This window comes from Streptomyces sp. NPDC001231 (assembly GCF_042896885.1).
GTDB lineage: Bacteria > Actinomycetota > Actinomycetes > Streptomycetales > Streptomycetaceae > Streptomyces.
Genome location: NZ_JBIAXS010000013.1, coordinates 162,419 through 170,446, shown reverse-complemented (window position 1 = coordinate 170,446; position 8,028 = coordinate 162,419). Strand labels below are relative to the sequence as shown.

6 protein-coding genes and 1 pseudogene are annotated in these 8,028 nt (G+C 74.8%); 2 read left to right on the top strand and 5 right to left on the bottom strand.

Going from position 1 to position 8,028, the window contains the following annotated elements:
• Positions 1 to 1,105: 1,105 nt before the first annotated feature.
• Positions 1,106 to 2,095, top strand: a complete 990-nt coding sequence (locus ACFY3J_RS18130) for a helix-turn-helix transcriptional regulator (protein ID WP_384185118.1) — start codon at positions 1,106 to 1,108, stop codon at positions 2,093 to 2,095.
• Positions 2,096 to 2,106: 11 nt separating this feature from the next.
• Here ACFY3J_RS18130 and ACFY3J_RS18125 read toward each other — a convergent pair whose 3' ends face one another.
• The 4 genes and pseudogenes from ACFY3J_RS18125 to ACFY3J_RS18110 all read right to left on the bottom strand — a co-directional run bounded on the left by ACFY3J_RS18125 (position 2,107) and on the right by ACFY3J_RS18110 (position 5,961).
• Entirely contained in the window at positions 2,107 to 2,625 is a 519-nt protein-coding gene (locus tag ACFY3J_RS18125; RefSeq protein WP_384185115.1) for a methylated-DNA--[protein]-cysteine S-methyltransferase, read from the bottom strand.
• The gene (locus tag ACFY3J_RS18120) at positions 2,622 to 4,022 is read right to left on the bottom strand and encodes an AlkA N-terminal domain-containing protein (RefSeq protein ID WP_384185354.1); all 1,401 of its coding nucleotides are present in this window, start codon (positions 4,020 to 4,022) and stop codon (positions 2,622 to 2,624) included. The genes ACFY3J_RS18125 and ACFY3J_RS18120 overlap by 4 nt, the downstream gene beginning before the upstream one ends.
• 100 nt (positions 4,023 to 4,122) lie before the next feature.
• A complete protein-coding gene (gene rsgA, locus ACFY3J_RS18115) occupies positions 4,123 to 5,244 on the bottom strand; it encodes a ribosome small subunit-dependent GTPase A (RefSeq protein ID WP_384185113.1) in 1,122 nt (373 codons plus the stop codon).
• A gap of 284 nt (positions 5,245 to 5,528) precedes the next feature.
• Positions 5,529 to 5,961, bottom strand: a pseudogene (locus ACFY3J_RS18110) (respiratory nitrate reductase subunit gamma).
• Between the two features lie 346 nt (positions 5,962 to 6,307).
• Here ACFY3J_RS18110 and ACFY3J_RS18105 point away from each other — a divergent pair.
• Positions 6,308 to 6,730 (top strand): pyridoxamine 5'-phosphate oxidase family protein, encoded by a 423-nt coding sequence (locus ACFY3J_RS18105; RefSeq protein WP_384185110.1) that lies wholly within the window; start codon positions 6,308 to 6,310, stop codon positions 6,728 to 6,730.
• Between the two features lie 81 nt (positions 6,731 to 6,811).
• Here ACFY3J_RS18105 and ACFY3J_RS18100 read toward each other — a convergent pair whose 3' ends face one another.
• Complete coding sequence (locus ACFY3J_RS18100) at positions 6,812 to 7,819, bottom strand: Acg family FMN-binding oxidoreductase (RefSeq protein WP_390841235.1); 1,008 nt, start codon at positions 7,817 to 7,819, stop codon at positions 6,812 to 6,814.
• Positions 7,820 to 8,028 lie beyond the last annotated feature (209 nt).

Genomic DNA, 8,028 nt, shown 5'->3' with positions numbered 1-8,028 from the left:
GCTCCACCGACCCAGAACCCCAAGCACCCCCCGAAGCCGGCCCCTCAGCCGGCGCGGGCGACCCAGACGGCCGCTCGGGTACAGCCGGCCCGGAACCCCGGTCAGCCCCCGACACCGGCTCTCCCGCCGGTGCGGACGACCGAGGCGACCGAGGCCCCCTCCCAGGCTCCACCGACCCAGAACCCCAAGCACCCCCCGAAGCCGGCCCCTCAGCCGGCGCGGGCGACCCAGACGGCCGCTCGGGTACAGCCGGCCCGGAATCCCGGGCAGCCTCCGCAGCCGCCCCCTCGGCAGGAGAGGGCGTCAGAGGCAACCCCTCGGATTCCCCCGGCCCGGGACCCCAGGCAACGCCCGAAGCCGGCGCGGGCGACCGAGACGGCCGCTCGGGCTCCACCGGCCCGGACGCCGTGTCCTCGGGGGTGCTGCGCCACCAGTCCTGGCCCGTGTCCGGGGCGGGGTCCGGTGAGCGTGGGTTGGGCAGCGGCGCGCCCCGCGGTGGGCCGCCGACCGTTCCGGACGCCGAGGCGAAGCGGTCGTCCAGGGAATCGGCTCCGGCCGCGGGGCCGGTGTCCTCGGCGGAGTCGTCGTACAACTGCCCCCACCAGTCGTCCTCTTGACCGGTGGGCCTTCCCCCCTGCTGGCTCATGCCGCCAATTGTCCACCGCACGGGCCCTGTGCGAACGGGGCATCGGCAAATCCGGTGAACGGAACCGTCCCACGGCGCGACGAAGACGCCGGACGGCTCCACCCCCCACGGAGGAGCCGCCCGGCGGCACACGGGTGATCCTGGTACGGATCACGGTCCGGTCGGCCGAAACACCGCCGTCCGGAACGCCCCGACGCGGCCCGCGGTGCCCGGCCCGGACGCTGCGGGCCGGGGCCGTCAGTTGCCCCGGCCACCCGCACGGGGTGCGTATCCGTGCAGGCCACGTCCATGGCTGGACACCGGGCACCCGTCGGTGCTTCGGTGGCGCCACCTTGTCAGAGTGACCGGTGGTACAGCGATGATGTGCCGCGGCGGGTTTGCGCCGTGGCTGTTTCCCGCCACCGCCGACGCGCCGCGGAACGTGATGCCAGGGGTCCGAAAGGGGAGGGACAGCAGCTGATGCTGGCAGCGATAGGTCTGGACGAGACGCACGAGGCGGCGTACCGGGCTCTGGTGTCCGTGGGCGCCGCCGAAGTCCCCGATCTCGCACGGCGGCTGACGCTCGGCGAGCGGGACACCGAGCACGCCCTGCGCCGCCTGGAGCGGCACGGACTCGCGGCCCAGTCCTCGGCCCGGCCCGGCCGCTGGGTGGCCGCGCCGCCCGGGGTGGCGCTGGGCGCACTGCTCACCCAGCACCGACACGAGCTGGAGAGGGCGGAACTGGCCGCCGCGCTGCTCGCCGAGGAGTACCGGGCGGCGGCCTCAGAGCCCGCGGTGCACGACCTGGTCGAGGTGGTCACCGGCGCCCCCGCGGTCGCGCAGCGCTTCCTCCAACTCCAACTCGGGGCGAGCGAGGAGGTGTGCGCGCTGGTCACGGGCAACCCGATCGCCGTCTCCTCCATGGAGAACCACGCCGAGGAGCAGGCGGCCGCCCGCGGGGTCCGCTACCGGGTGGTGCTCGAACGCGCCGTGCTGGACAAGCCGAACGGCGTCACGGAGCTGACCGCCGCGCTCAGCCGCGACGAAGAGGTGCGGGTCGTCGAGACCGTGCCGACCAAACTGGTCGTCGCCGACGGGACGCTCGCCATGGTGCCGCTCACCTCGCACACCCCGGAGCCCACCGCGCTGGTCGTGCACGCCAGCGGCCTGCTGGAGCTGCTGTACGGGCTGTTCGAGTCGGTGTGGCGGGAGGCGCTGCCGCTGCGGCTCGGGGCGTCCGGCGTGACCGAGGAGGGCCGGGACGGCCCCGACGCCATCGACCTGGAGGTGCTGTCGCTGCTGCTGGCCGGCCTGACCGACGCGAGCGTCGCCAAGCAACTCGACCTGGGCCTGCGGACGGTGCAGCGCCGGGTGAAGCGGCTGATGGAGCTGACCGGGGTGAGCACCCGGCTGCAACTGGGCTGGCACGCCTACGAACGGGGCTGGGTGGCCCGCGAGCGGCACGGCTGACGCGCCGGTGCCTACAGCGCGCCCTCCAGCGTGAGCAGCCGCACCTTCCGCTCCAGGCCGCCCGCGTAGCCGGTCAGGGAACCGTCCGCGCCGATCACGCGGTGGCAGGGGCGCAGCACCAGGAGCGGGTTGGCGCCGATGGCTCCGCCGACGGCCCGAACGGCGGCACGGGAAGCGCCGATACGCGCGGCGATCTCGCCGTACGTGGTCGTCGAGCCGTACGGAACGTCGTCGACGGCGGCCCACACCCGCTCCCGGAACGCGGTGCCGGAGGTGCGCAACGGCAGGCGGAACTCCTTGAGTTCACCGGCGAAGTAGGCGCGGAGCTGTTCCTCCGCCGCGCGGAAGGGCCCGGCGTCGTGCCGCCAGTCGGCCTGGGCCTCGCGACCGCCCTTCTGGCCGGGCACGGACAGCGAGGTCAGCGCGCCGGAGGAGTCGGCGGTCAGCAGCAGGGGGCACAGCGGGCTGTCGAGGGTGGTCCAGTAGGTCGTACCGGTGGAGGTCAAGTGCGTGTGTGTGTGCGTGGTCATGGGGTGGTCTCCAGCTCTTCGGCGGCACGCAGGTGCCGCAGGGCGTACGAGCGCCAGGGGCGCCAGCTTTCGGGGGCGCCCGCGCCGAGCGGGGCCACGTCGGGGTCGCCGAGGGCCCGGGTACGGATGGCGGCGGCCGTGGCCGGATCCAGGCCGGGCAGGGCGAGCAGCGCCCGGTGCGTGTCGTCACGGTCGGCGCCCGGGTCCAGCCGCACCGTGCCGTCGGCGAGGGCGGCGGCCAGGGCGCCCAGGGGGCCGTCCGGCTCGGCCTCGGCGAGGACGGCCGGCTCGGGGAAGAGGTGGGTCAGCGTGCCGGTGGGAGCGTCCAGCGCCTTGCCGTAGCGCCGTACCAGTTCCGCGGCGGCCGCCGGTCCCACCAGCGCGCGGACCGCCGTCTCCGGCGGGTCCGCCGAGCCCGGCGAGCGCAGGCCGGGCCGGGCGGCGACCAGCGGGGCCAGCCGCGGGTCCGCGCCGAGCCGCTCGTCGACGGCGTACGGGTCGGCGTCCAGGTCGAACAGCCGGCGCAGCCGCTGCACGGCGGTGGTCAGATCGCGTGGGTCGGTCAGGTGGAGCCGGGCCTCCAGCCAGCCGCCGGGATGCGCGCCTGACCCGGCCCGCGGCGCGCCGGAGCGCTCGTCCACGGCGGCGGTCCCGGTGCCGTACGGCAGGCGCAGGGTGCGCCGGTAGGTCCGCCGGCCGGGCGCGCCGCCGATCTCCTCGACGCCGGGCACGGCCTCGCGTTCCAGCAGGTCGAAGACGGGGCCGGCCTGGTAGGGGCCCCGGTGGGCGAGCCGCAGCGGGATCCCGGAGGCGGGCGCCGCGGGGCGGCGGCCCCGTGCCTTGCGGGCGGTGGCGCGCAGCTCGCTGGGGGTCGCGGCGTAGACGGACCTCATCGTGTCGTTGAACTGCCGCACGCTGGCGAACCCGGACGCGAACGCGATCTGCGTGACCGGCAGGTCCGTGGTCTGGAGCAGGACGCGCGCGCTGTGCGCCCGCTGGGCGCGGGCGAGCGCGACGGGTCCGGCGCCCAGCTCGGCGGTGAGCTGCCGGCGCACCTGCCGCTCGCTGTAGCCGAGCCGCGCGGCGAGCCCGGCGACGCCCTCCCGGTCGATCACGCCGTCGCCGATCAGCCGCATGGCCCGCCCGACGGCGTCCGCCCGCACGTTCCAGTCGGCGGAGCCGGGCACCGCGTCCGGCCGGCAGCGCCGGCAGGCGCGGAAGCCCGCTCCCTGCGCGGCGGCGGCCGTGGGATAGAACCGCACGTGGTGCCGTTTGGGGGTGACGGCCGGGCAGCTGGGACGGCAGTAGATCCCGGTCGTGTCGACGGCGAAGAAGAACTCCCCGTCGAACCGGCCGTCCCGGCTGCGTACGGCCTCGTACCTGGTGTCCTCGTCCATCACGCCGTCCAGTGTCCGCCTCCGCGCGGGGGTGCCGCTGGCGGAAATCGGACACTGCGACCGACATGACGGGTGACGGGCCCGGCGGACGGGTGACGGGCTAGCGCCACCGCCCCCGCTTGGCCTCCATCGCGGCCCGGCCCTCGGCGCCCTTGCGCTTCCAGTCCCGCCGGATCTCCGCGCGCAGCCGCGCGTCGGTCTTGGCGACGATCCACTGGTTCTCGCGCAGGAGCTTGCGGTAGCTCTCCAGCCGCCGCTGGGGCAGCTCACCGGCGTCGACGGCGGCGAGCACCGCGCACCCCGGCTCGCTGTCGTGGGCGCAGTCGTGGAACTTGCACCGCCCGGCCAGCTCCTCGATCTCGGAGAACACCTGACCGACCCCGCTCTCGGCGTCCCACAGGCCCACTCCGCGCAGCCCCGGGGTGTCGATCAGCACGCCGCCGCCCGGCAGCGCGAGCAGGTTGCGGGTGGTGGTCGTGTGCCGGCCCTTGCCGTCGACGTCCCGTGCGGCCTGTACGGTCATCACGTCCTCGCCGAGCAGCACGTTCGCGAGCGTGGACTTGCCCGCTCCGGACGACCCGAGCAGCACGGACGTGCCCGAGGAGACGACGGCGAGGAGGACGTCGAGCCCGTCGCCGGTCACGGCGCTGACGGGCAGCACCGGCACACCGGGCGCGCTCGTCTCCACGTCCTGGACGAGATACCCCAGCCCGGTCGCGTCCGGCACGAGGTCGGCCTTGGTCAGCACGATCAGCGGCTGCGCCCCGGATTCCCAGGCCAGCGCCAGGTAGCGCTCGATGCGGCCGAGGTCGAGTTCGACCGCGAGGGACACCGCGACGATCGCGTGGTCGACGTTGGCGGCGAGGATCTGGCCCTCGGACCGCTTGGACGAGGTGGAGCGCACGAAGGCGGTGCGGCGCGGCAGTGTCGTGCGGACGTAGCGCGGGTTGCCACCGGGCTCGACGGCGACCCAGTCGCCGGTGCACACCACCCGCATCGGGTCGTGCGGGGTGACGAACGCGGTGTCGGCGCGCAGCACGCCGCCGGCGGTGACGACGTCGCACTGCCCCCGGTCGACGCGGATCACCCGGCCCGGCAGCAGGCCTTCGGCGGTGTACGGGGTGAAGACCGACTCCCAGCCCTCGTCCCAGCCGTAGGGAGCGAGAGGGTGCGGCGAGACGGAAGACGGAACGGAAGAAAAGGAAGTAGCGGAGGAACGCAAGGGGGGAACCCTTCACGAGGGCGGCCCCGACTGCCCGCGACGGTGCGCGCGGGCGTGGCAGGAGGTGTCAGCCGGTGGCCGCGGAGGTGGAGTGGATGGTCCTGTCGTTGCGGGCAGCGCCCATTACCGAGACAGCCATGGGTCACACCTCCTCTTTCTCCGCGAGAACTCAGCGCACTCTGCGAACCGGCAGCGGCGACCGTCGGCCTCCGCGTGATGCGAGCCTCACGGTAGGGGAGCGCGGGGAAGCGGCGCCACCGGATTTACGCCGACGGCGCCCGCCGTCACCCGATGCGCTCCCAGCAGCGCCGGGGCGGCCTCGCACCGAGGCGGAGCTCGCGGCTGCGGTGGACGATGCAGGGGCGGGTGAGGTGGCCCGGCGGTGCGGTGCGCATGTGCACCAGCCGGGTGAAGGGCCAGGCCCCGAAGAGCAGCAGGGCGCTGAGGGCGTGCAGTTGGAACAGCAGCGGCACGCCGCTCATCAGCTCCGGGCGTGGCGAGCGAGACGTACATCGCCTTGTCGTTGCGGGTGGTGGCGGAGAACACCGAACCCACCGTGCGGCGGCGGTGGACGAGGATGGCGGGGCCGCCCACCGTGCACACCCCGGCGATGGCGCCGAGGACGACGGCCGGCCAGTGGTACGTGTTCTCGCTGATGCCGGCCGCCCGCGTCCAACTCTCGGGGACGACCAGCCCGCCGATGTGGCCGATGAGCACGACGAGAATGCCGAAGTGGAACAGAAGCGCACCAGCGCCTGCGTCAGTTCACCGTCCAGGCCCGGCTGTGGGGTTCCGCGTGCGCGCTTCGACGCCGGGTCGGTCTCGTTGGCCACCGCGCCGCTCCCTTCCGGGTCCCGCCCGTTGGTCGCCCGCTTCCCTGGCGGGTCCGTCCGGCAGGTCAGCACAGCGCGAACGGCACGGCCAGGCACCGCGCTCCAAAGGATTCCACCGACCGGAGCGCCGCGCTCGAAACGTCGGGTCCTGAGGCGTCGGGCGGGACCCCGCCGAAGATGTGGGCCAACAGGCCCTAACGGTGGGCCGGGTGCGCGGCGACCATGAAAGGGTGTCCGACAATGATGGCTTTCGCTCGATGGACCGGCAGGAGTGCCTGCGCCTGATGGCCGAGGTACCGGTGGGCCGTGTCGTCTACACGCGGCAGGCGCTGCCCGCGGTGCTGCCCGTCAACTTCGCCCTGGCGGCGGACGCGTCCGTGCTGCTGCGTACCTCCGCGGGCTCCGATCTCGTCCGCGCCGTGGACGGGGTCGTGGTCGCCTTCGAGGCGGACGCGTTCGACGCGCAGAGCCGGTCGGGCTGGAGCGTGGTCGTCACCGGCCGGGCCACCGTGGTGACCGATCCGGTCGAGCACGCGCGTCTCATGCGGACCGGGCCGCGCTCCTGGATGCCGATCGAGGAGGACGTCTTCATCCGGATCGAGGCCACGATGGTCACCGGACGGGAGCTCTCGGATCTGCGCGTCGCCAATTGAGCGGCCGCGCGACACCGGTTGAGGGCGCGGAGGGGTCGGAGCGGACGTTCGGTCCGCCGCCCGGCCCCTCGTCGTGTGCGTTCAGCCCGTCCGGCCCGTGGGGCCCGTCGGTGTTTCATCCGTGGGGGTCACCCGGGTGGCCGCGCGCGGGGTGCGGCCACCCTCCGGGCCGTAGCCGAAGCGGATCAGCAGGTGGGGGTGGCACCGGAGCCTCGGGGCGGCCATCGCCGCCCGCAGGTCGGGCCACTCCATCGCCTGGTGCAGCATCGAGGTGCGCACCCCGTACCGGGTGGCCACCAGCAGGGCCCGCTCCATCGCCTGCCCCGCGCGCAGCCAGTCCTCCCGCCGGTCGTGCGGGGTCCACAACAGGGCCACCTGCGCGTGCCGTTCGAAACGCAGAGCGGGCGGTCGCAGCCCGGGCAGCGGGCCGGTGAAGTCCCGCATCGGCATCCGCCCCGCCGTGTCCCGCGGGCCCAGCGAGGTGAGCGGAATGCCGTGCGGGAGGCGCATGTCCGGCGCGTTGACCCAGGCCCTGGTCTCGGCGGTGCGGGCCGGGTCGGCGGCGTTGCGCGCCTCGGCCTGCGCGGTCAGGCTCAGCAGGCGCCGGGTGCCGGCGAAGTCGGGGACGTCCAGGTGCGCCCCCTCGATCCGCGCCGCCTTGACCATCTCCAGCACGATGTGCTCCGGCACCGGCCGCCCGGTGAAGGGCATCCGGCTGGTGTGCCGGCGCGCGACCGCGTCGTACAGGCCTGGGTACGACGGCTGTGCGTCCGGGGCCGCCGCGAACAGCCGGACGGTGGCCAGCAGGCCGGGGTCGCGCGGGTCGGGCAGGAGCGTCACGACCGGGTCCCAGCCGAGGTGTGCCGCGGCGACCCGGAGGTTGAAGACGGCCGCGCCCACGGAGAGGTGCTGGGCACGTTGCCGCGGATCAGTCAGCGGCAGGGACCGCGAGTCGGCGCGGACGTGAATGGACCGGGTGTCGGCGTCCATGCCGAACCGCCAGGGCTGGGTGTTGTGGATCGACGGAGCCGCCACGGCCGAGTACAGCAGGCTCTCCAGGGTGGTCGCGTCGACTGCCGGTGTCCGCATGACGGCTCCTCCATGGGCTCCCTTGTCGCTGGCCCGTCCACCTTCCTTCGCCGCCCGGCCGGGGCGGAAGGGCTCAGCGGGCCCTCGACAGGGCCGCAGGTCCCGACCGGGCCGCCGCCGCCCCGCCCCCCGACCGCCGCCGGGGCCGGCCCGACGGCTAGGAGGCGGCCGACCCCCGGGCCGTGGGGCGGAGACACTGGAAGCAGAGT